Origin of the sequence: Campylobacter sp. RM12640 (genome assembly GCF_020137595.1) — a bacterium.
In the GTDB taxonomy this organism is placed as follows: domain Bacteria; phylum Campylobacterota; class Campylobacteria; order Campylobacterales; family Campylobacteraceae; genus Campylobacter_E.
Genome location: NZ_JACGAU010000023.1, coordinates 1 through 25304, shown reverse-complemented (window position 1 = coordinate 25304; position 25304 = coordinate 1). Strand labels below are relative to the sequence as shown.

25 protein-coding genes are annotated in these 25304 nt (G+C 26.1%); 11 read left to right on the top strand and 14 right to left on the bottom strand.

The window, feature by feature from the left end; all coding sequences use genetic code 11:
* From AVBRAN12640_RS08250 to murJ, 3 genes are all read right to left on the bottom strand, one after another.
* Positions 1-1532 (bottom strand): ABC transporter ATP-binding protein (locus AVBRAN12640_RS08250; protein ID WP_336612988.1); only part of this gene is annotated, 1532 nt, incomplete at its 3' end.
* Positions 1529-2875, bottom strand: coding sequence for a cysteine--tRNA ligase (cysS, locus tag AVBRAN12640_RS08245; RefSeq protein WP_336608744.1), 1347 nt, complete (start codon positions 2873-2875; stop codon positions 1529-1531). The genes cysS and AVBRAN12640_RS08250, both read right to left, overlap by 4 nt.
* On the bottom strand, positions 2862-4274 hold the full coding sequence (gene murJ, locus AVBRAN12640_RS08240) for a murein biosynthesis integral membrane protein MurJ (RefSeq protein ID WP_214119932.1): 1413 nt from the start codon (positions 4272-4274) through the stop codon (positions 2862-2864). The genes cysS and murJ overlap by 14 nt, the downstream gene beginning before the upstream one ends.
* 62 nt (positions 4275-4336) lie before the next feature.
* On the opposite strand from murJ, the gene AVBRAN12640_RS08235 reads away from it, so the two are divergent.
* From AVBRAN12640_RS08235 to AVBRAN12640_RS08195, 9 genes are read left to right on the top strand one after another with little or no spacing between them, the layout of a single operon-like run.
* Complete coding sequence (locus tag AVBRAN12640_RS08235) at positions 4337-6220, top strand: flagellar assembly protein A (protein WP_336608743.1); 1884 nt, start codon at positions 4337-4339, stop codon at positions 6218-6220.
* On the top strand, positions 6217-6771 hold the full coding sequence (gene ruvA, locus AVBRAN12640_RS08230; protein ID WP_214117728.1) for a Holliday junction branch migration protein RuvA: 555 nt from the start codon (positions 6217-6219) through the stop codon (positions 6769-6771). Before AVBRAN12640_RS08235 ends, ruvA begins: the two co-directional genes overlap by 4 nt.
* Before the next feature lie 9 nt (positions 6772-6780).
* Entirely contained in the window at positions 6781-7797 is a 1017-nt protein-coding gene (locus AVBRAN12640_RS08225) for a D-alanine--D-alanine ligase (RefSeq protein ID WP_214117727.1), read from the top strand.
* Positions 7797-8291 (top strand): thermonuclease family protein, encoded by a 495-nt coding sequence (locus AVBRAN12640_RS08220; protein ID WP_214117726.1) that lies wholly within the window; start codon positions 7797-7799, stop codon positions 8289-8291. The genes AVBRAN12640_RS08225 and AVBRAN12640_RS08220 overlap by 1 nt, the downstream gene beginning before the upstream one ends.
* On the top strand, positions 8288-8440 hold the full coding sequence (locus tag AVBRAN12640_RS08215) for a hypothetical protein (RefSeq protein ID WP_214119933.1): 153 nt from the start codon (positions 8288-8290) through the stop codon (positions 8438-8440). Before AVBRAN12640_RS08220 ends, AVBRAN12640_RS08215 begins: the two co-directional genes overlap by 4 nt.
* Positions 8413-8856 carry a hypothetical protein gene (locus tag AVBRAN12640_RS08210; RefSeq protein ID WP_214117724.1) on the top strand — a complete coding sequence of 148 codons (444 nt, stop codon included), beginning with the start codon at positions 8413-8415 and terminating at the stop codon, positions 8854-8856. The genes AVBRAN12640_RS08215 and AVBRAN12640_RS08210 overlap by 28 nt, the downstream gene beginning before the upstream one ends.
* A gap of 1 nt (position 8857) precedes the next feature.
* Positions 8858-9745, top strand: coding sequence for a polyprenyl synthetase family protein (locus AVBRAN12640_RS08205; RefSeq protein ID WP_336608742.1), 888 nt, complete (start codon positions 8858-8860; stop codon positions 9743-9745).
* A complete protein-coding gene (hemA, locus tag AVBRAN12640_RS08200; protein ID WP_336608741.1) occupies positions 9745-10971 on the top strand; it encodes a glutamyl-tRNA reductase in 1227 nt (408 codons plus the stop codon). Before AVBRAN12640_RS08205 ends, hemA begins: the two co-directional genes overlap by 1 nt.
* On the top strand, positions 10968-12662 hold the full coding sequence (locus AVBRAN12640_RS08195; protein ID WP_336608740.1) for a proline--tRNA ligase: 1695 nt from the start codon (positions 10968-10970) through the stop codon (positions 12660-12662). Before hemA ends, AVBRAN12640_RS08195 begins: the two co-directional genes overlap by 4 nt.
* A gap of 49 nt (positions 12663-12711) precedes the next feature.
* Here the strand turns inward: AVBRAN12640_RS08195 and AVBRAN12640_RS08190 are convergent, their stop codons facing one another.
* From AVBRAN12640_RS08190 to ileS, 10 genes are all read right to left on the bottom strand, one after another.
* Positions 12712-13341, bottom strand: coding sequence for a hypothetical protein (locus AVBRAN12640_RS08190; protein WP_336608739.1), 630 nt, complete (start codon positions 13339-13341; stop codon positions 12712-12714).
* Between the two features lie 45 nt (positions 13342-13386).
* Positions 13387-13893 carry a hypothetical protein gene (locus AVBRAN12640_RS08185; RefSeq protein ID WP_336609472.1) on the bottom strand — a complete coding sequence of 169 codons (507 nt, stop codon included), beginning with the start codon at positions 13891-13893 and terminating at the stop codon, positions 13387-13389.
* Between the two features lie 856 nt (positions 13894-14749).
* On the bottom strand, positions 14750-14902 hold the full coding sequence (locus tag AVBRAN12640_RS08180) for a hypothetical protein (RefSeq protein WP_336608737.1): 153 nt from the start codon (positions 14900-14902) through the stop codon (positions 14750-14752).
* Positions 14903-14922: 20 nt separating this feature from the next.
* Entirely contained in the window at positions 14923-15951 is a 1029-nt protein-coding gene (locus tag AVBRAN12640_RS08175; protein WP_336608736.1) for a hypothetical protein, read from the bottom strand.
* A gap of 129 nt (positions 15952-16080) precedes the next feature.
* Positions 16081-16212 (bottom strand): hypothetical protein, encoded by a 132-nt coding sequence (locus tag AVBRAN12640_RS08170; RefSeq protein WP_336608735.1) that lies wholly within the window; start codon positions 16210-16212, stop codon positions 16081-16083.
* A gap of 12 nt (positions 16213-16224) precedes the next feature.
* Positions 16225-16803 carry a hypothetical protein gene (locus AVBRAN12640_RS08165; protein WP_336608734.1) on the bottom strand — a complete coding sequence of 193 codons (579 nt, stop codon included), beginning with the start codon at positions 16801-16803 and terminating at the stop codon, positions 16225-16227.
* A gap of 284 nt (positions 16804-17087) precedes the next feature.
* Positions 17088-18107, bottom strand: a complete 1020-nt coding sequence (locus tag AVBRAN12640_RS08160; protein ID WP_336608733.1) for a hypothetical protein — start codon at positions 18105-18107, stop codon at positions 17088-17090.
* Positions 18108-18262: 155 nt separating this feature from the next.
* Complete coding sequence (locus tag AVBRAN12640_RS08155) at positions 18263-18889, bottom strand: hypothetical protein (protein WP_336608732.1); 627 nt, start codon at positions 18887-18889, stop codon at positions 18263-18265.
* Positions 18890-19207: 318 nt separating this feature from the next.
* Entirely contained in the window at positions 19208-20569 is a 1362-nt protein-coding gene (gene gatA / locus AVBRAN12640_RS08150; RefSeq protein WP_336608731.1) for an Asp-tRNA(Asn)/Glu-tRNA(Gln) amidotransferase subunit GatA, read from the bottom strand.
* Between the two features lie 94 nt (positions 20570-20663).
* Complete coding sequence (ileS, locus tag AVBRAN12640_RS08145) at positions 20664-23396, bottom strand: isoleucine--tRNA ligase (protein WP_336608730.1); 2733 nt, start codon at positions 23394-23396, stop codon at positions 20664-20666.
* 75 nt (positions 23397-23471) lie between these two features.
* Here ileS and AVBRAN12640_RS08140 point away from each other — a divergent pair, with 75 nt between their 5' ends.
* Positions 23472-24557, top strand: coding sequence for a CinA family protein (locus AVBRAN12640_RS08140; RefSeq protein WP_336608729.1), 1086 nt, complete (start codon positions 23472-23474; stop codon positions 24555-24557).
* Positions 24554-25210 (top strand): uroporphyrinogen-III synthase, encoded by a 657-nt coding sequence (locus AVBRAN12640_RS08135; RefSeq protein ID WP_336608728.1) that lies wholly within the window; start codon positions 24554-24556, stop codon positions 25208-25210. Before AVBRAN12640_RS08140 ends, AVBRAN12640_RS08135 begins: the two co-directional genes overlap by 4 nt.
* Positions 25211-25234: 24 nt before the next feature.
* On the opposite strand, the gene AVBRAN12640_RS10060 is transcribed toward AVBRAN12640_RS08135, so the two are convergent.
* Positions 25235-25304: hypothetical protein (locus AVBRAN12640_RS10060; RefSeq protein ID WP_442862377.1), on the bottom strand; the 70-nt coding region annotated here is incomplete at its 5' end.

The window sequence follows — 25304 nt, the reverse complement described above, 5'->3', positions numbered from 1 at the left end:
GTTGCTTCATCAAAAATTATTATTTCAGGATTTTTATAAAACGCTCTTGCAAGTGCTAGGCGTTGTCTTTGACCGCCGCTAAAATTATTACCTTTTTCACTTAGTTTAGTATAAATTCCATCAGGCATAATACTTATAAAATCATAAGCATTTGCAAGTTTTAAAGCATTAATAACTCTTTCTTCATCAAATTCATTTGCATAAGCAATATTATTTGCAATAGTATCGCTAAATAAATAAATATTTTGTGTAACTATTGCTATTTTTTCTCTTAAGCTATCTAGTGAATAATTTTTATAATTGTTATTATTTATTTTAATTTCTCCAGAATTTAGCTCATAAAATCTTAAAATAGTATTTACTAAAGAGCTTTTTCCACTACCACTTCTTCCTATAATTGCGGTGATTTCGCCTTTTTTAAACTCTATACTAACATTATCTAAAGCTAATTTATTATCGTATTTTAAACTAGCATTTTGTAATTTTAGGCTTTTAATTTCTTGATTTAAATTCTCATCTCCACCTTTAATCTCTGGCTCAAGGTCAAGTAAATAAAAAGTCCTTGTGCTAGCTGCTAGGTTTGTTTGAAGACTTGCATAAAGACTTGTAATTCTTTTAACAGGAGTATATATTAAAAATAAAGCCGTTAAAAATGAGAAAAAATTGCCTATTTGCATAGAGCCATTTATAACTTCCATTCCACCTATTATTATAGTTGCCGATACGCCTAAAGCACCAAAAGTTTCCATAATAGGGCTTGTAAAGGCATTTATTTTAGTTCCACGATAGATTAATTTCGCTACATTTTCATTGCTATTTTTGTATTTTTCTAGTTCTAATTTTTCAGCATTTGATGATTTAACTAGCTCAATATTGCCTAAAATCTCATTTAGTCTTGAAGTAAGTTCGGCATAATTTTGTTGTGTTGCTATTCCTATGCTTTTTAATTTTTTTATGAAATATCTAATAGGAAGCATAGCAGCAGGTAAGATAATAAATGCAAAAAAAGCTAATTTTGGGCTTTGAGAAATCACTACATAAAGTAAGCCTAAGGTTGTAATTATTTCTCTTGTAATATCAGGAATGAAATTAGTAAGCACATTTTGAAGACTTCCAATATCATTTAATGAGCGTGATATTAGCTCTCCACTAGGGTGTTTTTGAAAGAATTTCATATCCATTACTATGATTTTTTTTAGGATTTTTTGCCTTAGTCTTTTTGTAATTTCTATACCTATAAAACCCATATTAATTGTTTGCATATAAAGACCTAAATTCTTTATAAAATATAAAGCAAACACACCTAAAGGTAAGATATATAATAATGTTACATCTTTTTCTACAAAGATTTTATTTAAAATCGGTTCAATAATCTTAGCACTACCAGCAGTTCCAGCTGAAGCTAAAATCATACCTATTATTGCTAGAAAAAATCTTATTTTATAATCTTTAAAATAGTGCTTAAACCTTTTTAATACATAAGATAATTTTAATTGGGATACATTTTGATTTTCTATTTCTTTTAAATTCATAAAATCTCCCAATCAACACCATTAGCGCTATCTTGAATGCTTACGCCTAAATTACTTAATTCATTTCTAATACTATCGGCTTTTGCGTAATCTTTATTTTTTTTAGCTTCATTTCTTTCATCAATTAATTTTAGAATTTGAATACGGAATTTCTCATCACAATTTTGTAAATATTCATTAGGATTAATCACTCCAACTCCTAATAATTCAACAATAGCTAAAAACTCATTTTTAAGCTCATCATTAGCTTTTATAGTATTTGCATAATTTACCCATTCATCTACAATTGCAAGTGCTTTTGAAGTATTTAAATCATCGCTTAAAGCTTCAATTAGTTTTGATTTTAGCTCACTATTAGGTGCTATTGTTTTTAAATCTAGCTCATTTAAATTAAGCTTTTTTTTCACTCTAAATATTTTATCAAGGCGTTTTTTAGAAGCTTTTAAATCAGTAATTGTGTAATTAAAATCTTGTCTATAATGAGTGCTTAGTAAATAAAATCTAAGTGTTTCTCCGCTAAATTCTTTTAAAGCGTCTTTTACAAAAAAGCTATTATTTAGACTTTTACTCATTTTTTCGTTATTAATATTTACAAAGCCATTATGTAGCCAAAAAGTAGCTAGTTCGTTTTTAGTTGCTAAACGACATTGACAAGCTTCGTTTTCGTGATGTGGAAACAACAAATCAGCTCCACCACAATGAATGTGTAATTTAGGAAAAATATCTAAAATCATACAAACACATTCAGTATGCCAACCAGGACGACCTGTGCCAAAACTTGCTTTATAATAATTATCATCAAATTTCCATAATACAAAATCACTTGCATTCTTTTTATCTACTTCATTTTCAAGTCTTGAGATAGTATCATCTTGAGGTTTGTTTGAAATACTTAAATAAAGTTTATCTAAACTTGTATTTAAATATATTCCATCATCTAATCTATAAGCATATTTTAATTCAAGCAATTTTTCAATAAAACTAATCATTTGATTAATATATTCAGTTGCTCTTGGGCTAATATCAGGCTCTAAAACATTTAAAGCTTTCATATCAGCTTCATAACTTTTAATATAAGTTTCGCTAATTTCAGCTAGACTTTTGCCACTTTCATTCATTTTTTTGATTAATTTATCATCAATATCTGTGTAGTTTTTTGCTAATTTTACTTCAAAACCATTTGCTTTAATTACTCTTTTTAATAAATCAAAACTTATGCTTGACCTTGCATGGCCTAAATGTGCGTCATCATAAACGGTTGGACCGCAAACATATATATTTATACATTCATTTTTATATGTAAATTCTTCTTTTTTTCTAGTTTGTGAGTTAAAAAATTGCATTTAAAAATCCTTTTAAATATATTAAAACATAAGCAAATATTACACTAATAAAGATAATTCCTAAGCAAACGCTAGGTCTTAAAATACTAAAAAATCTAGCATAAGAAAATACAAAAAGATAAGCAAGTAGTATAAACCAAGCAGAAATATTAGCACTTATACAAAACGCTAAAATACCAAAATCTTTTATCAAACATAAACTTGCAATTATACTTATAAAACAAGACATTATTGAAATCTTAGCAGCAATTGAGTGTAAATAATTTGCATTTATCCAAGCTAAAAATAATTTTGAAATTCCAAGTGGAACTATACATAATATATAAAGCCTTAAGACTTTAGCACATTCAAGTGTGTTTTCATTTGTAAATGCCCCACGCTCAAATAAGAGTTTAATTATCTCTTCGCTTAAAATATAGCCTGTTAATGCAGCAAGTATTAATAAAAGTAGCATTAATTCAAATATTTTTTGAATACTTAAAATAGCATTTTGAATTTTTCCTTGTTTAATATAAGCAATTAAGCTTGGGAAAAATACTTGAGTAAAAGCAATAGCAATTAAGGCTAGTGGGAGTTGATAAAGTCTAGTTGAATAATTAAGATATGAAATACTTGCGTGAGCTAATGAACTAGCTAGAGCAATTTCAACCAATGAGTTTAATTGCGAACTTGATGAGCCAATTAAAGATGAACTAAAATTTTTAAAAAAGCCTTTAAGAGAAGTTTTTTTATTTTTATGATTTAAATTCTTTACATAAATTATCATAGAATGAAAGATTTTATTATCCTTTAAAGCAATCATTAAAATAATTACTTGAATAAAAGCACTTATTAAAATAAAATAAGTAATCATTTTAAGCAATTGTAATTTTTCTAAATCTTTAAATATTAAAAGAGCAGCTACACAAGCAAAATTAAAAATAGAAGCGCTTATGCTAGTTATAAAAAATCTACCTTTATAATTAAGTAAAGACGCAAAAAACGAAGCACAAAAAATAATCACTAAATACCAAATATTAAGCCCGATTAAAGGTGCTGATATTTTTTTAATCTCATCATCAAAACCATAGGCTATTAGATTAGTAAAGATATTAGAAAACATAAAAACAATTAAGGCTATTAAACTAAGTATAGCTATAAAAATTATAAGTATCTTTACACAAAATTCGCCTTTACGATTAGTCTTGGCTAGATTTGGTAAAAAGCTTTGATTAAATGTGCCTTCGGTAAATAAGGTTCTAAAAACACTCGGAAGCTTTATCATTATAAAAAATATATCAGAATAAATACTAGCCCCTAAAAATCTAGCTAGTAAAAAATCTCTACAAAAGCCACTTATTCTTGATATTAAAATACCAAAAATATTGAAAAAATATTTTTTTATTAGTTCTTGTTTCATTCATTTTACTTTTTTAATTTATTTTTAGGTATATTAACGAAAAAAAATAAAGGCTTTACAATTTGGAAAAATACATAATCAAAACAGATAAACCTTATGATGAATTAACAAATTATGCAAATAGATATAGAAAAGATATAAATAATTTAGATTTTAAGGTTCTTCATTATGAGACAATAATCACTAAAGATGGAATGTCTCAAACTCTTTTAGAACACGAATTAGAAGTATTTAACGATGATAAATTCTTTAATGATGATATAGAAATTAAACAAATATATGAAATAGAAATAATAGACAATATTGTTCCATTAATTGATTTTAAGATAGGAACAAATAAAAATCTTACTAAGGTAGTGGCAAATTTTAATGCTATTAATTATGAAGACAAAGCAGAACTAGCAGAATTAATAGAAAATATTAGAGATTTAATTAATAAAAAATTTATAAAAGCAGGTTTATTACTAGGCATTAGAGAATTTACTTTTCAAGAACAGCTTGTAAAAATGCTAAAGGCATTTGAAAATAAGCAAATAGTAGAAGCTAGTATAGTTTTAGCTAAGGGGATTGAGCCAATTAATGCTATTAATTCAGAAACTAAGCTTTATTATAAAGATAAAAAAGTAGATGAAAATGCTAAAATTGATTATTCTCAGCGTGGTTTTATAAATGCTATTAGTAAAGATGAATTAATAATTGAATTTATTAAACCAATAAAAGCCGTTAATGGTAAGGATTTAAAAGGAAATATCATTAACGCTACTAATTCTAATATTATAAGTGAGCCTGATTTTAAGGTTAGTGAAAATATTAGAATGCTTGAAGATGATTTGAGTATAAAGTATTATGCAAATATAAATGGCTATGTAACTTTTGTTTATAGAGATAAATTGTATGATATAAAAGATAGTGTTAGCGTTCAAGCTGTGGAATTTAAAACAACAGGTTCAATTGATGCAGGTATTAATAAAGATATTACTTTAAATGTTGATGAACAAGATTATTTAAAAGATGCAGTAGGGGCAAATCTTAGTATAGAAGTAAGCACACTTAATGTAAAAGGAAATATCGCTCAAAATTCAGTAGTAAAAGCAAAAATTGCAAATATAGGCGGACAAACTCATTCAAAAAGTAAGATTTATGCGAAAAAAATCAATATAGAAGTGCATAGAGGTTATTGCGAAGGCGAAGATATAGAAGTAAATAGGCTTGAAAATGGCGTTATTATAGGAAAAAATGTAAGAGTAAAACACGCATTAGGCGGTAAAATCATAGCAAATAAAGTAATGATAGATACGCTTACAACTAATACAACTATAGAAGTTAGTGATATTGCAGTTGTTAAAGAGTGTTTAGGAGAAAATAACAAATTCTTAGTAAGTGCTAGTAAATCTCCAATAATTGTTAAAAGTCTTGAAAAAACTTTAGGTCAATTAGCCGAAGTAAATAAAAATCTATTATCTTTACCAAAAATTATAGATAGTAAAAAATCAATCATAGACGCTAATAAAGATAGTATTATGCAAATTAAACAAAGATTAGCAGAGATGAAACAAAGTAATATTATTCCACCTACTGCATTTTTGCAAAAAATTAGAGATTATCAAAATGTTGTGCTTGAATATAATGATTTAATTACTAAATTAAAAGATTTTAAAGATAAGCATAAAGATTTAGAAGATGATTTAAAAAGATTGCAAAATAAAGTCTATGAAGCAAAGGTTATAAATACTAAAAGATGGGCGAATTTAAATGAAATTAAATTTAAATTACTTTATCCTGATATTGAGCTAACTTATAATACTAAAGAATATGAAGATTTATATTGTTTAAAATTAGAAAGAGTTATGATAGGTGATGAAGAAAGTGCAAAAATAGTAAAGCTAAAAAGAACAGAAGTTAAAAATTACGAAGATGAATTTATGGAAGAAAAGGAAGATTATTGATAGTTTATTTAGAAGGTGAAGTTATTAAAAAAACTCCTGCGTTTATAATTTTAAAAACTTATGGAGTAGGGTATGGAATAAATCTTAGCTTATTAAGTGCTGCTAGGATTAATAAAGGAGATAAAGTAGCTTTATTAATTACTCAAATTATTAAAGAAGATTCAAATAAATTATATGGCTTTTTAGATGAAAGTGAGCAAATATTATTTGAAGCCTTAATAAAAGTAAATGGCATAGGTGCTACAAGTGCTATGGCACTTCTATCATCAATGGATGTAGCGAGTTTGCAAAGTGCTATTATTAATGAAAACGCAAAAGCTTTATGCAAAGCTCCAGGAATTGGCGCTAAGAGTGCAAGTAGATTAATATTAGAATTAAAAGATAAAATAATCAAATTGGGAATAAGTGCGGAGAATAATTATTATTACGAAGCTAGTGAAGCTTTACTTGCTTTAGGTTTTAAACAAGAAGCTGTGATTAAAGCTTTAAAAGATATAAATGCAAATAGTGTTAGCGAAGTAATAAAACTAGCTCTTAAAAAATTAAGTTAAGGAAAATAAATGAAATACGCAATGGTTTTTGGTGGGAATTCTTACGAGCATGAAATAAGCATAGTAAGTGCTGTAACTGTGGCAAAATTATTAGATGATGTAATTTTTATTTATGTTAGTTTTGATAATGAGTTTTATCTAATAGATAAAAATAATATGAATGCAAATTATTTTGCAAAAGGCGGTTTTAAAAACCTTAAGCCTTTAGTATTAAAACAAGGTGGCTTTTATCTTAAAAAACTTTTAGGCGAAGAAAAAGTAGAATTTGATATAGCTATTAATATAGTTCATGGAAAAGATGGCGAAGATGGGAAATTAGCTTCTATGTTTGATTTTTATAATATCAAATACATAGGCCCTAGAACTGCTGCTTGTGTGCTTAGTTTTGATAAACATTTAACTAAACTTTATGCAAATGAAGTAGGGGTTAAAACAATTGCTTATAAATTATTAGAAAGCAAAAATGATGAGGTTGAACTACCTGTTATTTTAAAACCAGCTAGGCTTGGAAGTAGTATAGGTATAAATATAGTAAAAAATAAAGAAGATTTTGCTTATGCGTATGATAGCTCGTATGAATTTGATGACAAGATTTTAGCAGAGCCTTTTATTGAAAATATTCAAGAAGTAAATCTAGCAGGATTTTTTGATGGCGAAAAAATTGTATTTTCAAAGATTGAAGAGCCTAAGAAAAATGGTCATTTAGATTTTGACCAAAAATATCTAAGCTTTAAACAAGAAAAAATAGAAGAAGTCAAACTTAATGATGAGTTAGTAAATAAATTAAAAGACGCTTTTACTAGACTTTATTTGCCGTTGTTTAAAGGTGCTTTAATTAGATGCGATTTTTTTATTAAAGATAATGAGATTTATCTAAATGAGATTAATCCAAATCCAGGTTCTTATGCTAATTATTTATTTGATGATTTTAAATCTTCTTTAGAAAAATTAGCAAAATCTATTGAAAGTGATTTTAAAATTAAAGAAAATTTCACATTTTTAAATAAAATTGTAAGAGCTAAATAATGAGATTTGTTTTGATATTCTTGCTAAGTATTAATCTATTTGCAGGAGAGTATTTTGTATCAAAAGTAATGGACGGAGATACTATTCAAGTAAGAAAAGGCAAGAAAAAAACAAAAGTTAGATTATATGGCATTGACGCACCTGAAACAAGTCAGAATTTTGGTGCATATTGTACTAGGGTTTTGTCTTCTAAAATAATTGGCAAAAAGGTTGATTTGAAAATCAAAGGCAAAGATAAATATAAAAGAACCATAGCAATTGTATATTTAGATGAGGTAGATATAAATCGCTATGTAGTTCAGCAAGGTTGTGCTTGGGCGTATTCTTATTATACAAATATGTATAAAAGCGATGAATTAAAAGCAAGACAAGAATTAAAAGGCTTATGGATAGATAAAAACGCTCAAAATCCTTATGAATGGAGAAAAAAGCATAAAAATAGAAGAAGTGAAAGTGAAGAGCTTAAAAAATTATTTCAATGGTTGATAGCATGAAAAAATTGATTGTTTTAATAGCTATTATTTTTAGCTCGTGTGCTAGTAAAGATGGAATTAGGCTTCATTATTATGAAGATTGTAATGAATATTATGACGCAGCTGGGGTTTATCATAAAGAATGTCCAAACAATATTATAGATTTTTAATACTGATTTTTTTTAGTATTAATTTATTTGCGGGTGTGCCTAATTTTGCTTATGAAAAAGAATATATTTTAAAAAAAGATGAATTAGAATGGTTTTTCATAAGTCCTAAGGGTGAAGAAAAATGGCAAAAATATGCCTTTAGATGGACGCATTTTGATAATACGAATTTGATTTTGCTAACTAATTTTAAAGATTATAAAAATTATAGAAAACAATATGTATTATCTCTTAGAAGGGGGCTTGATTTTGTTAAAGAACAAATTTTGCCTAATTACAAAAATCCTAGCATTGATAAAGTTACACTTTTTTTAGAATTTAAGGATTTTAAAGATAATAAAGCTAAAATAAAAGTTTTAGTTATTGATAACGATGGAAGAGTAGATATTGAGTTTAATAAGAATTTAAAAGGGAAGTAGTATGGAAAAGATAGATTTTTATATAAATGAATTTATAAAAGAGTTAAAGCATCCTAGTATTTATGAGTATTTAGCCAAGGTAAATCACGGCAAAAGATTACGCTCAAAACTGATTTTAAAAATAGCTGGAGTTAGTGATGAAGCTTATAAATTAAGTGCAGTAATTGAGTGTATTCATCTAGCATCACTTATGCACGATGATGTAATAGATGAAGCACTAACTAGAAGAAATGCTCCAAGTATTAATGCAATTTATGGCGATAAAACTGCTATTATGCTAGGCGATATTTTATATTCAATTGCGTTTTATAATTTATGCTCTTTTAAAAGTGAAATAGCAGCCTGTGTTGGTCGTGCAGTTGCCTTGCTTAGTAGTGGCGAATTGCTTGATGTAGAGCTTGGAGAAAGCTTTAATGAAGATGAGAGCAAATATTATGAAATGATTTATAAAAAAACTGCTTCATTAATAGAAGCGAGTGCATATGCAGCAGCACTTTTAGCTAATTATCCTAACGCTAATGATTATAAAGAATTTGGTAAAAATCTAGGAATTGCCTTTCAAATAGTTGATGATATTTTAGATATTACTCAAGATGAAGCTACTTTAGGAAAGCCAAATCTAAATGATTATAAAGAAGGCAAAGTTACTCTTCCATACATTATGCTAGATAAAAAATTGCAAGGCGATGATAAAGCAAGGCTAAGGTCTTATTTTTGTAAGACTTTAAGCAAAGATGAATTATTGTGGATAAAAGAGCAATTTTTAAAATACGATTTAATAAATGCAAGTATAAATGAAGCTAAAAATTACGGAGAACTTGCATTAAAATACGCAAGTAGCGATGAATTAAAAGAAATCGTTAAAAAAATGATTTTTAGGGAGTTTTGATGCATTATTTTAGCGTTAGTTTTACTCATAAAAATACAAGTATTGAAGTAAGAGAAAGACTAGCTTTAAGTGATGAATTTAAGAAAAAAGAAATTTATAAATTAATCTTAGCTAATGATTACATAGAAGAATGCGTGATTTTAAGCACCTGTAATAGAATAGAAATAATGTGTTATATTGAAAACCAAGTGGGTGTTTATGAATACATAATAAAGTGCTTATGTTTAATTTGTAAGATTGATGAGCAACTTATCAAAAATTCTCCTGATATTTACGAAGGCAGTGGGTTTATTCATCATCTTTTTAGTGTTTCAAGCTCACTTGATAGCCTTGTAATAGGGGAGACTCAAATCACAGGTCAATTAAAACAAGCCTTGCAAAGTGCTAATTATTCTCCTAATTTAGAAGTAGCGATTAATTATTCTTTTAAATGTGCTGCAATGGTTAGAAATAAAACTGCTATTTCAAAAAACTCTGTATCAGTAAGTTCTGTTGCAGTAGCAAAAGCAAGAGAGATTTGTGATATTAAAACTAAAAAAATCCTTTTAATAGGAAGTGGTTTGATGATAGAATTAGCTGCAAAACACTTGCTAAATCATACAAAAGGAAATATTGCGATAATTTCAAGAACCAAAGCAAATGCTTTAAAACTAGCAAATGAACTAGATTTAATATGTTTAGATTATGAAGATTTAGTTTCTATTTTAAATTCTTATGAGCTTATATTTTGTGCTACTAGTTCAAATGAACCTATAATTACTAAAGATATTATAAGTCCAGTTGAGTTTAAAAGGTATTTTTTTGATATTGCTGTGCCAAGAGATATTGAGCTTGAAAATAGCGAATTGATAGAAGTTTTTAGCGTTGATAGTCTAAATGAAATAGTTAAGAAAAATATGCAATTTAAAGATGAAGAAGCAAAAATTGCTTTTAGTGTAGTTGCAAAAATGGTTAATGAGTTTTATAAGGATTTAAATGTAATTCAAGTAACTCCTATAATAAAAGCTATGAGAATTAGAGCAGATGAAATCATAAATCAAGAATTAGCAATAGCAATTAAGAAAGGTTATTTAAAAAATAGTGATAATGAAGAAGCATTGAAATTCGCAAAACAAGTTATGAAGTCTTATTTGCATGAACCTACAATAAGACTTAAAAATATTGATGATGAAGGTTTAGAAACGCAAAGTTTAAATTATTTATTTAATGTGAAGGAAAACGAATGAGATTTTCAAAATTATACGCACCAACGACAAAAGAAGCACCAAGAGATGCTATCTTAAAAAGTCATATTTTACTTAGTAGAGCAGCTTATATAGAGCAACTTGGCTCAGGACTTTATAGTTATTTACCATTAGGGCTTGAAGTATTAGAAAATATTAAAAATATTGTAATTAAGCATATGAAAAATGCAGGAGCAAACTATTTAAATCTTAGTTTTGTATGCCCGTTAAATTATTGGGATGAGAGTGGAAGAAGTGCTAAATTTGGTAAAGAATTGCTAAGGTTTAAGGATAGAAAAGAAAATGATTTTATCCTAAGTCCGACAGCAGAAGAAGCAATAGTTGCGCTTGTGCGTGGAAAAATTACAAGCTATAAACAATTGCCTATTAATTTATTTCAAATTCAAACTAAATTCCGTGATGAAGCAAGACCTAGATTTGGACTTTTTAGAGCTCGTGAGTTTATTATGAAAGACGCTTATAGTTTTCATGATTCGCTTGAGTCTTTAGAAACTGAGTTTTTAAATATGCAAGAAGCGTATTGTAAAATTTTTGATGAATTAGGGTTAAATTATGCGATTGTAGAAGCAGATAGCGGAGCAATTGGTGGAAGTGGTTCAAGAGAATTTATGGTGATTAGTCCTAGTGGAGAAGATGATTTGGCTATTTGTGAATGTGGATATTGTGCTAATATAGAAACAGCAAAAAGAGCTAAAAGAAAATTTATTAAAGAAATAGAAGCTGATTTTGCAAAATTTCACACTCCAAATGTAAAAACCATAGAAGATTTAGCTAAATTCTTTAAATGCAAAGAGCATAATTTCATAAAAGCAGTAGCAAAAAAAGCAATATATGTAGATAAAGAAGAAATCATAGTATATTTTATAAGAGGTTGTGATGAGCTAAATGAAACTAAGGCTTTAAATGCAGCTAATGCACTTGATTTAGTAGATGCAAGTGAAGAAGAATTAATAAAAGCTAATTTAGTTCCAGGATTTATTGGGCTTAAGGATTGTCCTGTTAGATTTTTCATAGATAGCGAGTTAGAAAATGAAAGCGATTTAATTTGTGGAGCAAACGAAAAAGACTATCATTATGTAGGATTTAAGGTAACTAGCTTTTTACAAGAGCGTTTTTATGATTTAAGCTTGGTTAAAGAAAACGATGAATGCCATAAGTGTAATAAAGCTTTAAAAATTACAAAAGGCATTGAAGTAGGGCATATATTTAAATTAGGCGATAAGTATTCAAGTGCTATGAATGCAACTTATCTTGATAATAATGGCAAGGCAAAACCTTTTATAATGGGTTGTTATGGTATAGGAATTAGTAGGCTTTTAGCAGTAATTGCTGAATGTAATAATGATGATTATGGGCTTATTTTTGATAAAAATATTTCAGCATTTACATTACAAATCATAATATCAGATATTAAAAATGAAGAGCAAATTAAGTTTGCAAATGATATATATGAGTATTGTTTGGCTAATGGTATTAAGGCTTTATTAGATGATAGAAATGAGCGTTTTGGTGTAAAAATGAGTGATTATGAGTTAATAGGCACACCTTATGCTATTGTAGTGGGTAAAAAACTTGATGATAATTTGGTAGAATTTAGAGCTCGTAAAACACTTGAAAAACTAGAATTAAACTCAAACGAAGTTAAAGATAAATTATCAAATCTTTTAAAATAATTTTATTCATTTAAAACTATAAATAATATTTATAAATTATTTATAGTTTTTATAATCTAAATCTACCTTTAGAACTTATTGCTTTATATATATTTTCAATATAACCACAACTATCTATGAAAAACTCTTCACTAACTTCTTTAAAATCACTATTTTCATCAAAGTAATAATACTTCACAAACAATCTTTCAGATTCAAAAACAAATGAAGCTTCATCATAAAAATATTTATCATTTTTTATTACTAGCTCATTATTAAATTTATTTATTTTTGAAGTTTTTAATAATTCTTTGCTAAATTCTTTTATTTCTTTTATTTCATCTATATTTTTATAATTTTGAACTTTTTCTAATTTTTCTACATTTGCATGACGATTAAAATAATCTTTTATAGCGAGTTTTTGTCGTTCTAGGTATTCAATTCTACACTTATAGCCGAATTTATTATAATCTATTTTATAAGTTTTATCAGTATTAAAATCATAATAGCTCAAATTATTCTCACTTAGGTCTGCTTCAATTCTATATAATTTTGATTTAAGTTCATTAAATTCTTTTAATGGGTCGGTGTTATTACTTATAAAATAAGTTAATGCGAAATAACACAAAGCAAGTATTAAACATAATAAACCTATAACAAATATCAGTATTTTTATTAATTTAACTATTCTAAAAAACATTTAAAATCCTAACAATTATTAATTACTTTCATACTAACTCTTTTACTACATACGCTCAATATAACCACAATCATCTATTAAAAACTCATAATTTTCTTCAAGCAAATTATTATTAAAATTAAAGTAATAATATTTTACAAATAATTTTCCATCTTTAAAAATAAAAGAATTTTTATCATAAAAATGCTCAAAACCATCAATTGTTAGCTCGTAATTAAATTCATAGATTTGTGAAGTTTTTAATAAATCTTTGCTAAATTTTTTTATTTCTTTTATTTTATCTATACTTTTATAATTATTGATTTTTTCTAAATGCGTTTGTAGGTATCTCACAAAAAAATTTTGAATAGCGTATTTTTGTTTTTGTAACTCATCAATAATGCAACCATATCCAAGTTCATTGTAATTTACCTTATATGTTCTTTTATCACCAAAATCATAATATGGTTTATATCCTTGCTTTAATAAAATTTCTTCAACTTTTTTTAATTCCTTTGTTACCTTAACAAAATCACTATAATCGTAAGGTTGAAAAAAATTATATATCGCCATAGAAACAATACCAATCATTAAAATTATTAATGCAAAAAGAAGTACAAACAAATAATATAATGATTTTTTTATAAACTCTATCAGCTTAGAATACATTTATCGCTCCAAATATAAAACAACTTTTGTGGTTTAGTATAGCAAATAAGTTTATTTAAATTCTTTTAAACAATAAGGTTAATTGATGGTGTAAAATATTTTAGAATTTAAATTAGGATTTTAATAAATTTAAAAATGTTTTATTGTAAAAATAGTTGGAATTAAAAGTTATCATTTTTTGCTTTTATATTTTATATAACAATAAAATAAAATAGTAGATATACAAGCCATAGCAAGACTTAATATGCTATTTTTTATAGGAAGTGATGCGAAATTATTTATATCTTGTATTTTAAACAAATAAAATTTAAATAAGGAATTTAGAATAAAAAATGATATTACAAAAAATAAAAAGCCTAAAAACTTATCATATCTATAATAATTATCAATTTTTTTATAATAAAAAATAGATAAAGGTAAAGGTAAGCCAAATTGTAAAATTGTAAATAAATTTATATGTAAATTATAATAAGTATTATTACTAACACTTTCATAATTTATAGGTAAATATTGTAGTAAAAAAGTAGTTGTTATTAAAATATCTATATATAAAACAAATAAAGTCCAAAAAAATATCACATAAAGTTAAGTAAATAATAATACCTTAAAGCAAGTTACAATAAAAACCTTTATTAATTTATTATATATCCACTCTAACACGCTAAATCCTTATAAAAAGCTTGTTATATCAATTCAATAATAAAAACTTATCAAACTAGTCATTGTTTGAATTTTTGTAATTACGAAATTATATTGTAAATTATTGTAATTTTTTAAAGAATTTAAAATAAGAATTATAAGTTTTATAATTTGTAATCTCATCTTTACTAGGAGCTCTTTTTTGTCCCCATAAATACAATGATAATATTTCGCTTGTAAAATCATCATTTAAATCTAATCTAAAATTTGCCATGTTTTCTCCTTTTTATAATTTTAAATACCATTATAAATCTCAATTGCTTCTTTTTCTGGATTAAAATTTGAATAACCACAATTATCAAATTTGCGTATATAACTACGTTTTTCCTTTATATCAGCTTCGTATGATAAAAGCTGATGATTAAAAACTCTAAGTCTATATTTATATTCTTTTTCTTTATCTTCACGCTCATCAAATTCATCAATAAGATAAAAGCTATAGGTTCTATATATATTATCTTTAAATTCAAAGGCTATATCCGTATAAACTGAAATTGAAACAGAAGCACCCCATCCAAGTAAAATAATAGGTTTAGTAAATCCAACTATATTATTTTTAACTACTAGATATTTAGTGTAATCAACCGGTTCTAATTCATCGTAATTAACATATCTTTTAGAATAAATATTTTTTCTTAAGTAATCTTTGTAATTATCTAGATTTATATCTTTATGTATCTCATATTCATGATTTGTAATGCTATTATAAATCATTTTATAAAGAATATCTTTACGTACTAATAACTTTGTAAAATCATCAACCACTACTCTTTTATAAAGCTCATCTTTAGGTAATATCCTATCTTCTTTTAAGCAATAGCCTTGCTGATATTTTTTATAATCACTTAGAGTTACTATTTTTTCGTGAGTTTTACTTGAGTAATCAGGTATGGTTCTAAAAAAATAATTATATAAAGCAAATATTATTATCATAGGTATTATGCTATAAGTAAAAGCAAGTTTGTTATTAATTTTTTTTCTTAATTTAAAGAAAAATATTATAAAAAATATAATTATAAAAACTTTAAGATATATTAGTGGATAAAGTATAAACCCCTCATAAAATAAAATTATTATTTGACTTAAATTTTCATAAATGAAATAATTAGCTGCAAAAAAACAAACAATAATTGAATAAATCACATTTACATCTGAGCCAATGCTAAAAATAACACCAGCAAAAATTGAGTAAAAAGCAATCACTATTTCAATTATTATAAAAATCTTAAAAAGTATTTTTAAGATTTCTAATGTTTTTTTCATAATATAACCTTAATTGTTTTTTATATCATAGCATTTACTTAAATAAAAATATCAAAAAACTTTATTAATTTTTATTAATTGTTACTTTTTGTAATATTTTTAAATCCTTATTTCAAATTCTCATAATTTTTACAAGAATTTAAAATAGTAATTAGAAGTTTTATAATTTGTAATTTTATTTTTATTAAGAGTTTTTGTCCCAATGGGTATAACGATAATATTTGTAAAATTACCATTTAAATCTAATCTAAAATTTGCCATTCTTTCTCCTTATTAAACTTTTCTTCTATTAACTGTAATTGCGATTTTTGTAAAATCACCCCTTATATTATCATCATCTATTAGATTTGTAATGACTGCTTTATATGTTTTATTCTCAGGTACAAAATAAATTCTAGAATGTCTTTGTACCATTCTGACTTCTTCACCTTTAATATTCATAATTGAACTACCTATTACGTATGTATCATCATTTGGTGTAGCGACTTTATCAAATACTAATATCTCATTACCATCTTTAGTAAGCTCATATATTTTAATATCAAGTGCAAGTGGATAATAAGGATTATCTCGTATATTATCTACTATTTTTTTGTCATATAAATTAACTATACGATAATCCTTACTGCCTATTTTACCATAGCAAAAATACGTAGGATAAAAAACATAAAACCCTAAATGTTTTCCTATATCTTTTCTTTGTGGTTTAAAGATTATTTCAATTTTAGATCCTTTTTTGCTTAAATTAAATAAAGTATATATAGGAGTTTTTGGTATTTTATCTTTATGAACAAATTCAAAAGCATTTAAACTAAAAACTAGCATAAGTAATAAAGAAATTTTTTTAAGCATTTATTCTCCTTTATTTTTCATATCATAGCATTAACTTAAATAAAAATATTAAAAAATTTTATTAATTCTTATTATTGTGTTACTTTTTATAATATTTTTAAATTCTTATTTCAAATTCTCATAATTTTTACAAGAATTTAAAATAAGAATTATAAGTTTTATAATTTGTAATTTTATTTTTATTAAGAGTTTTTGTCCCCATGGGTATAATGATAATATTTTATAAAATCACCATTTAAATCTAATCTAAAATTTGCCATTCTTTCTCCTTTTTATAATTTTTATCATTCAATTTCTTCTTTTTCTGGATCAAAGTTTGAATAACCACAATTATCAAATTTATAATTATAAGAAATACGTTGTTTTTTTATATCATTTTCATACGACAAAAGCCAATAATCAACTTTTTCAAGTCTATATTTATACTCTTTTTCTTTGTCTTCACGCTCATCAAATTCATCAGAAAGGTAAATTTTATAAAATCTATATGCATTATCTTCAAATTCAAATGCTAAATCTAAATAAAATGTAACTGAAATTAAACCATCACCCACAAGAATAATAGGTTTAGTAAATCCAGCTGTATTACTTTTGGTATCAATTACTAGATATTTAGTATAATCAACTGATTCTAATTCATCGTAATTAACAAGATATTTAGAATAAGCATTTTTTCTTAAGTAATCTTTGTAATTATCTAGATTTATATCTTTATGTATCTTATATTTATGACTTGCAATGATATTATAAAGATTTTTATAAACTTTATCTCTATATACTAATTGCTTTGTAAGATCATCAACCACTACTCTTTTATAAAGCTCATCTTTAGGTAATATCCTATCTTCTTTTAAGCAATAGCCTTGCTGATATTTTTTATAATCACTTAGAGTTACTATTCTTTCGTGAGTTTTACTTGAGTAATCAGGTATGGTTCTAAAAAAATAATTATATAAAGCAAATATTATTATCATAGGTATTATGCTATATTTAAAAGCTATTTTATTGTTAAATCTTTTTCTTAATTTAAAGAAAAATATTATAAAAAATATAATTATAAAAACTTTAAGATATATTAGTGGATGAAATGAAATTGCGTTATATGATAAATCAAATAATTGACCTAAATCTGTAAAAATTAAACCATTAGCTACAAAAAAGCAAAAAAGAATTGAATAAATTACATTTACATCTGAGCCAATGCTAAAAATTACACCTGCTAAAACTGAGCCAATAGCAATCATTATTTCAATTATTATAAAAATCTTAAAAAGTATTTTTAAGAATTCTAATGTGTTTTTCATACTAAAACCTTAAATATTTTTCATAGGAAGATTACAAAACTATTTTTCCATACTTATCTTTTAAATACTTATCTCCAACATCATACATTGCAGTCTAGATATTTTTAAAATTATCCATACAATTCAAATATTCTTCTTTTGTCATCATTAACTCCTTAACTATCAATTTTTTCATAAATATAACCATATTTATCAAAATAAATTTTAAGCTCTTTTATATTGATATTATGATTATCTTTAAAATACTTTTCAAGCTCGTGATATTTTTCAATGCTTAATATATTTATAATCTTTTCATCTTGCAATAAAATTACCGAATCCATTACCTTATAGTATTTTAGTTTAAGCGTAAATATGTAATAAAATAATTTAAGAATAAAATTTATAAAGTATTGTAAGATAGTAGCAGGTAGTAAAAAAATCCATAAAATTTGAATTACTTCATGGGGTTTTTGTGATTTGTGATGAGCTACCGAAAAGCTTTTATATATCTTAAAAGGCTTATTTAAATCAATACTTTCTAACACTTCGCCATTATTTAGATAATTAATGGTATTTTTAGTAATTATGATTTCTCTTTTACATTTTATAAAAGGTCTTATGTAAGGTAGTGCTAAAAATGGCATAATTATAAAAACATTTCTATGAAGTGAAGAGCTAGGATTATCTGTTAGAAAATACGCAATATAACTTATTATCATACAAACAAAAGCAGGTAAAAAATCAAAAAATGTATTAATATCCTTGATAACTACCGGCTCTTTATCGTAATCTCTTTGCATATCATCTAACCTTTTTTTTAATAAATTTATATGGTGCTATATAGCACAATCAATGTCTTAAATTAAAACCACAACTAAAAATAGTAACATTCCAAATTTTAAGCATTCAAATTCCTTTATTTTTCATATCATAGCATTTACTTAAATAAAAATATCAAAAAACTTTATTAATTTACAATTTAACCACTATTTAGATAGTTAATTTACGATAAAAAAGGTATAAAGTATAAAAATTACATAATATAAATATTAAGCAAAGTGCTAAAAGTGATTAAAATCTATTTTAAATTCTTAGAATTTAAAATAGAATAGGGTAGGTTATTTAACAGCGTTTTCCAAGCTTAATGCTGCATTTAATAAGTTTTGCTCATCAAATCTTTTTGCTACTAATTGAACGCTCACATTTAAATTATCTTCAGTTTTAGCAACAGGCACGCTAATACCTGCAAGTTTTGCAAGATTAACTGAAATAGTGAAAATATCTTCTAAATAGCTTTCAACAGAACTAGTCTTCGCATCAAATGATTTTGGAAGACTTGGTGCAACAGGCATTAGTATTAAATCATTATCGCTTAAAATTTCATTGTATTTTCTAGTGATAACTTCTCTTACTAATTGAGCTTTTTTATAATATGCGTCAATATAACCACTTGAAAGCACGAATGTTCCTAATAAAATTCTTTTTTGAACTTCAAGCCCAAAACCTTCGCTTCTAGTATTTACATATAACTCGTTTAAATCTTTAAATTCCTTAGCTCTATTGCCATATCTAATCCCATCATAACGGCTTAAATTAGCACTTGCTTCAGCACAAGCTATTATATAATAAGCAGCTACATCGTATTTACTATCAGCAAGGCTAACTTCACTTATGGTATGACCACAAGCTTTTAATTTATCTATAGCTTTATAAGTTTGTGTTTTTATTTCATCAGAGCATGAATCTATATAATTTTTAATAATTGCGATTTTGTATTTTTTATTAGCGTCTAATTTATCAAATGTAGGCACAAATTGAATATCAGCACTAGTGCTATCAAACTCACAATGACCTGCAATCGCATCGTATAAAATACTAGCGTCTTTTACATTTTGAGTTAATACTCCTATTTGGTCTAAACTACTTGAATAACTAGCAAGTCCATATCTGCTAACTCTTCCATAACTTGGCTTAAAACCTACACAACCACAAAATGCAGCAGGCTGGCGAACACTTCCACCTGTATCGCTTCCTAATGCAGCAAGAGCTATTTTTGCACCTACCGCAGCAGCACTACCACCACTACTTCCACCTGGGACTAAAGCATTATTTAAAGGATTTAGGGTTTTTCCATAAAAGCTTGTTTTTGTAGTATTACCCATAGCAAACTCATCCATATTACATCTTCCAAATGGTGCGAATTTGTGTTTTTTCATATTGTTAATCACACTTGCATCATAAGGTGCATAATATCCTTGCATTATTTTTGAACCATTTGTAATGCTCCAGCCCTTAACTTGAATATTATCTTTAATAGCTACAGGCACTCCTAGATAATCAACATCATCTAAAGGAGTATTGATTAATTGCTCTACATAAGCTCCTAAATGTTTGCTTTCTAATGCTAATTTATTTAGTTCTTTTTTTAATTCTATTAATTCATTATCACTTAATTTTAATGCTTGTTCTAAAGTTATCATTTCTTTCCTTTATTTACTAAAATTACTCCAATAGCACTAATTATAGCTAATACTATAATAGTGCCGACTATTAGCTCTAAGCTAACAGGTTCGCTCATTTTAACACCCTTTCGCATCTAGGACATAAGCTTTCTTCGTTTAGGCTTAAGTATTTCCAACATCTAGGGCATTTGCATAGATTTGATTTTATGATTTTGTATGTTTTATTATCAATTTCAAAACTTGCCAAAGCTTCGTTATTATTTAAAGCTTCAATTTTACTTAATGAATAAAAATCAGCTGCTTCTTCATAATTTAATATCACTTCATCATTAGTAGCTAGATTCAGCTCTAATGTGCTTTTGATTATTTTATCTTTTTTCAATATATCAATTTGCTCGTAGAATTTAACACGAGTTTTTAATAAATATTCATAATCGTTTTTGCTAGGTGTGATTTTACTAGCAAAATCAAAATCTTCTAAATCAAAAATACTCTTAATATCGCCTAATATAAATTTGTTTGCGTGTTCACAAGCTTCATTTGTAGTATGAGTTAATACAGGTGCTAGTAAAACTAATAATTTTTTAAGTATTAAAGCCATTGCAGTAATTGACGCTGTTCTTTTGCTATCTTCTTTAGCATCACAATACAAGCTATCCTTACAAATATCAAGATAAACACCACTTAAATCAGCACTTAAAAATGTGCAAAGTGCATTCATACCTTTAGCGAAATCATATTCTAAGAATGATTTTTTGTAAAGCTCAAACACATTATTAGCTTTATTTAAAATCATTTTGTCTAAATCACTGAAATTATAATTATAAGCTTTTAAATCACTTGTATTTGCTAATAAAAATCTTATTGTATTTCTTATTTTTCTATATTGTTCGCTAGTTTGTTTTAATATGCTTTCACCTAATTTAACATCAGTTGAATAATCACATAATGTTATATAAAGTCTAAAGATTTCTAAGCCATAATTTTTTGCAATTTGTTCTGGCGCTATTACATTGCCTAGACTTTTACTCATTTTTCTACCTTTTTCATCAACGGTAAATCCGTGAGTTAAAACTGCTTTATAAGGTGCTTGTTTGTTTAAAATAACGCTTAATAACAATGAGCTTTGAAACCACCCACGATGTTGGTCGCTTCCTTCTAAATACATATCAGCTTGAGTTGTTTTGATATCGTAATTTCCACTAGCTAAAACAGCGTTAAATGTAGAGCCACTATCAAACCAAACATCTAAAATATCAGTAACTTTTTCTAATTCATCTGCTTTATATTTTGAATTAGCTGGTAATAAATCTTTAATATCTTTTTGCCACCATACTCTTACGCCTTCTTTTTCAAATATACTTGCAAGGTGTTCGTAAAGTTCAAAATCCATAATCAAATTCCCTGATTTATCATTAAAGAATGCTAAAGGCACACCCCAAGAGCGTTGCCTTGAAATACACCAATCAGGTCTATTGCTAATCATAGTTCCTATTCTATTTCTTCCTGCTTTTGGATAAAAACTCACTTCATCAAGTGATTTTTGAGCTAATTCTCTTAAAGTCATACCATTGTAAAATTCTTTATCCATAGCTATGAAAAATTGTTTAGTAGCTCTATAAATTATTGGTTTATGAGTTCTCCAACAAAATGGATATGAGTGTATAAATTTAGAGCATTTTAAAAGACTTTCGCCCAATAATTCAATAATTACTTCATTTGCCTTAAATACATGCATTCCTAATAATTCAGGTTTATTTGGCACTAATCTTTTGATATTTTCATCATAACAACCATCATCTCCTACAGGCATTTCTACTTCAATGTTATATCTTAAACAAGCATAATAATCATCTTCTCCGTGTCCTGGTGCAGTATGAACTAAACCACTACCGCCATCCATTAAAACATGCTCTCCTGTTATGAATTGAGATATATTATTGTTTAAAGGATTTAATGCGTTTGTATTTTCTAAAAAATCTCCTTTAAACTCAAGCACAGGTTTAATATTAAATTCTGCTAAATCTTCTAATCTTTTTTTAGCTACGATAAGACCATTTTCTCCTAAAACATATAGCTCATCTTTATTTAATGCGATTGCTTTATTTGCTGGTAAAGTCCAAGGAGTAGTAGTCCAAATAACAGCTCTTGCATTGTTTAAAATACTATCATTTGCTCCTAAAGATTTAAGTTTTGCTTTTGCATCATCGTTTAGTTTGAATGCTACGAAAATTGAATAATCTTCCTTATCTTCATATTCAACTTCTGCTTCAGCTAAAGCACTTTTAGCAGCCCAACTCCAATAAACTGGCTTACTTCTTTGAATTAATAAACCATTTTTAGCTACTTCTAAAAGAGTTTTGTAAATATTTGCTTCAAATTTAAAATCCATAGTCAAATAAGGCTTGTCAAAATCTCCAATTATTCCTAAGTCTTTAAATTCTTTCATTTGAATACCTATGAATTCTTTTGCGTGTTCTGTGCAAGCGTCGTGAATTTCTTTTATACTTGGATTTTTATCTTTTAATTTGATTTCAACTTGTTGTTCAATAGGCAAACCATGGCAATCCCAACCAGGAGTATATGAAATTGAATTATTAGCTAGAAAATATCTAGTTTTATTAATCATATCTTTTAAGATTTTATTTAAAGCATGACCTATGTGTAAATGCCCGTTAGCATAAGGAGGGCCATCGTGTAGGATAAATTTAGGTGCTTTTTTATCTCTTAATTGTGCGTATGCAAATGATGAAAATTTTTCAAAACTTTTTTTCTCGTTTTCATAAAGATTTGCTCTCATCTCAAAAGTAGTATTGGGTAATAATAATGTATCTTTATAATCCATAAATGTGCCTTTAATATTTTTTGATTGTTAAAATGCACTTATTTTGCTATACTTTTTTAAATAAAAGGATAAGAAATGAAACATTTATTAATATATTTTACAAAAGATTTGAGTTTTAATAGTAGTTTTTGTGAATTTGTAGATAGAAGTTTGGCTAAGAAGAATTTGTTTGCTAATACTATCATTAAGCTTAATGATGATGATTCTAAATTAAATACTCTTTTAGAAATAGATGTTAAAAAATATGAATTAGTAACGATAATTGCTGATGAGTATTCTTTTTCTATGATTAATAAAATCCTAGCTACATTAAAAGAATGTGAATTGAGTTTAATTGATGATGAGTTTATAGTAGAAAATCCTAAAGATTATAAGAAAAATTCAGTTTTAATAGATTTAAATGGGGTTATGATTAATATATTAAAAGCTAGTATGTTTTATCTACCTGAAATTTTGCATAATACAAAACAAAGTTATGATTTTTTAATAAGTGATTTGGATTTAGAAAGTGCTGAAATATTATTAAATACTAGCGTAAAGCCTTATGGAGTAAGTCTTAATATTTATTCACTACTTGATAATTTATTATATGTCAAAGTAAATACCAATGAATATTCAGATGAAATAGGGCTTTTAAATTCCGTTAAATCATTATTCCCTAAAAAAGTGATTTTTGCTGATAATTTATACGAGCATATAATTAAAAAATTAAAAGAAAATAACAAAAAATTAAGCTTCGCAGAAAGCTGCACTGGTGGATTATTGGCTAGTAATTTTACTAAAATTAATGGCTCAAGTAGTGTTTATGAAGGTAGTGTTATAACATACTCAAACAAAAGCAAAAAAGCTTGGCTAAATGTAGAAGATATTCATTTAGAAAATCAAGCAGTTTATTCTCAAAATTGTGCTTTAGCAATGGCTACGGGGGTATTAAAATTAACTAAGGCAAATTACGCTATAACTTGCACGGGGGTTTTAGGAGATAGCGATGATTTAGGCGTTAAAAGCGGTGTAGCTTTTATATGTGCTATTAGTGATACAGGCTTGATTTTGCACGAGAGATTAGAATTACTTGGAGATAGGATTTATAAGCAAAATCAATGTGCTTTAGCTTGTGCTTTATTGCTTTGCAAACTTGAAAGAGAAGTGTTTTTTGAATGATTTATGTAGTTGGTTTAAAAAACGAAACAAATATAAAGAGTATTTTTGTAAATGAAATAATTTTTAATAATTTTAGCATTAATGATGATTTTGATGCTTGTATTTTTACTAGCAAAAATGCCGTTAAATCTTGTGTATTAAATAATATTAATCTAAAAAATAAAAAGATTTTTAGTATAGGTTTAGCAACTACGAAATACCTAAATAGTTTAGGCTTAGATGTATTTTATACAGGCAAATCAGCTCACGCGAGTGAATTTAAAAACGAGATATTGCCACTGCTAAATAATTTAAAATGTGTTTATTTTAGGGCTTTAAATATTATAAGTGATTTAGATGAGTTTTTGGATTCAAATAATATTAGTCTAAGGTCTGTAATAGCATATAGTAACACTAGATTAAATACGCCTTTAGATAATGATTTAAACCCTTTTGTAAAGTCAATAAATAATGAAGATATATTGATATTTTTAGCACCATCAGGAGTGCGTGATTATGAATATTTTTTCAAAACTTTTCCAAAAAATATAATAGCAATAGGAAAAAGCACTGAAAATGAATTAAAAAAATATAATGTAAAAAATATCTTTGTTTCAGACTATCCTACTTTGCAAGATTGCTTAAACCTAGCTAATAGTTTAAATAAAGTTTAGGAATTTCAATTTGAAATTCCTTTTTTAATCAATCTTTAAAATACTTAAAAATGCTTCTTGTGGTAAAGATACTTTACCTATTGCTTTCATACGC

What these genes read in the sequence shown, in the direction of transcription:
- AVBRAN12640_RS08215 (WP_214119933.1), top strand. Translation starts at nt 8,288, where the DNA reads ATGAAAAAATTGATTGTTTTAATAGCTATTATTTTTAGCTCGTGTGCT.
- AVBRAN12640_RS08190 (WP_336608739.1), bottom strand. Translation starts at nt 13,341, where the DNA reads ATGTTTTTTAGAATAGTTAAATTAATAAAAATACTGATATTTGTTATA.
- cysS (WP_336608744.1), bottom strand. Translation starts at nt 2,875, where the DNA reads ATGCAATTTTTTAACTCACAAACTAGAAAAAAAGAAGAATTTACATAT.
- gatA (WP_336608731.1), bottom strand. Translation starts at nt 20,569, where the DNA reads ATGATAACTTTAGAACAAGCATTAAAATTAAGTGATAATGAATTAATA.
- AVBRAN12640_RS08160 (WP_336608733.1), bottom strand. Translation starts at nt 18,107, where the DNA reads ATGAAAAACACATTAGAATTCTTAAAAATACTTTTTAAGATTTTTATA.
- AVBRAN12640_RS08155 (WP_336608732.1), bottom strand. Translation starts at nt 18,889, where the DNA reads ATGCAAAGAGATTACGATAAAGAGCCGGTAGTTATCAAGGATATTAAT.
- hemA (WP_336608741.1), top strand. Translation starts at nt 9,745, where the DNA reads ATGCATTATTTTAGCGTTAGTTTTACTCATAAAAATACAAGTATTGAA.
- AVBRAN12640_RS08180 (WP_336608737.1), bottom strand. Translation starts at nt 14,902, where the DNA reads ATGGCAAATTTTAGATTAGATTTAAATGATGATTTTACAAGCGAAATA.
- AVBRAN12640_RS08170 (WP_336608735.1), bottom strand. Translation starts at nt 16,212, where the DNA reads ATGGCAAATTTTAGATTAGATTTAAATGGTAATTTTACAAATATTATC.
- AVBRAN12640_RS08220 (WP_214117726.1), top strand. Translation starts at nt 7,797, where the DNA reads ATGAGATTTGTTTTGATATTCTTGCTAAGTATTAATCTATTTGCAGGA.
- AVBRAN12640_RS08205 (WP_336608742.1), top strand. Translation starts at nt 8,858, where the DNA reads ATGGAAAAGATAGATTTTTATATAAATGAATTTATAAAAGAGTTAAAG.
- ileS (WP_336608730.1), bottom strand. Translation starts at nt 23,396, where the DNA reads ATGGATTATAAAGATACATTATTATTACCCAATACTACTTTTGAGATG.
- AVBRAN12640_RS08165 (WP_336608734.1), bottom strand. Translation starts at nt 16,803, where the DNA reads ATGCTTAAAAAAATTTCTTTATTACTTATGCTAGTTTTTAGTTTAAAT.
- AVBRAN12640_RS08175 (WP_336608736.1), bottom strand. Translation starts at nt 15,951, where the DNA reads ATGAAAAAAACATTAGAAATCTTAAAAATACTTTTTAAGATTTTTATA.
- AVBRAN12640_RS08140 (WP_336608729.1), top strand. Translation starts at nt 23,472, where the DNA reads ATGAAACATTTATTAATATATTTTACAAAAGATTTGAGTTTTAATAGT.
- AVBRAN12640_RS08185 (WP_336609472.1), bottom strand. Translation starts at nt 13,893, where the DNA reads ATGGCGATATATAATTTTTTTCAACCTTACGATTATAGTGATTTTGTT.
- murJ (WP_214119932.1), bottom strand. Translation starts at nt 4,274, where the DNA reads ATGAAACAAGAACTAATAAAAAAATATTTTTTCAATATTTTTGGTATT.
- AVBRAN12640_RS08135 (WP_336608728.1), top strand. Translation starts at nt 24,554, where the DNA reads ATGATTTATGTAGTTGGTTTAAAAAACGAAACAAATATAAAGAGTATT.
- AVBRAN12640_RS08225 (WP_214117727.1), top strand. Translation starts at nt 6,781, where the DNA reads ATGAAATACGCAATGGTTTTTGGTGGGAATTCTTACGAGCATGAAATA.
- AVBRAN12640_RS08210 (WP_214117724.1), top strand. Translation starts at nt 8,413, where the DNA reads ATGTCCAAACAATATTATAGATTTTTAATACTGATTTTTTTTAGTATT.
- AVBRAN12640_RS08195 (WP_336608740.1), top strand. Translation starts at nt 10,968, where the DNA reads ATGAGATTTTCAAAATTATACGCACCAACGACAAAAGAAGCACCAAGA.